Source organism: Pseudomonas sp. EL_65y_Pfl2_R96 (genome assembly GCF_963970905.1).
Classification (GTDB): domain Bacteria; phylum Pseudomonadota; class Gammaproteobacteria; order Pseudomonadales; family Pseudomonadaceae; genus Aquipseudomonas.
Window position 1 is genome coordinate 1 of sequence record NZ_CAXAQH010000426.1, and the last position, 352, is coordinate 352.

General features: G+C 52.0%; 1 pseudogene. It reads right to left on the reverse strand.

Going from position 1 to position 352, the window contains the following annotated elements:
* Positions 1–239: pseudogene (locus AACY49_RS31395) on the reverse strand (IS3-like element ISPsy37 family transposase); the annotation flags it as partial.
* Positions 240–352: the final 113 nt, after the last annotated feature.

The window sequence follows — 352 nt, forward strand, 5'->3', positions numbered from 1 at the left end:
CGACGAATTTTATAAAGGCCTATTTCCATGCCCTTGGCGTGCAACACTTTACGCAACGGACGACTGCCATAACAGCCGCCACTTGCGGCAAACGATGCCTTGAGTTGCAGAGCCATGGGACAAATTGATGTTGGCACTTCAGCACGTTTGTTGGCTTCGTAGAACCCGGATCGACTGATGCCCAGCAGCCGACAGACATGCGCCACCGAATAAGCCTTCTGTTGCAGCTGCCGAACCAAGCGATACGTTACTTCAGCTCGCGGGCAAAGAAGGCGGTAGCCTTTTTTAATACATCGTTATCCATCTTGAGCTGGCGATTTTCCTGCTCCAACTGCCGGATACGTTGTTGCTC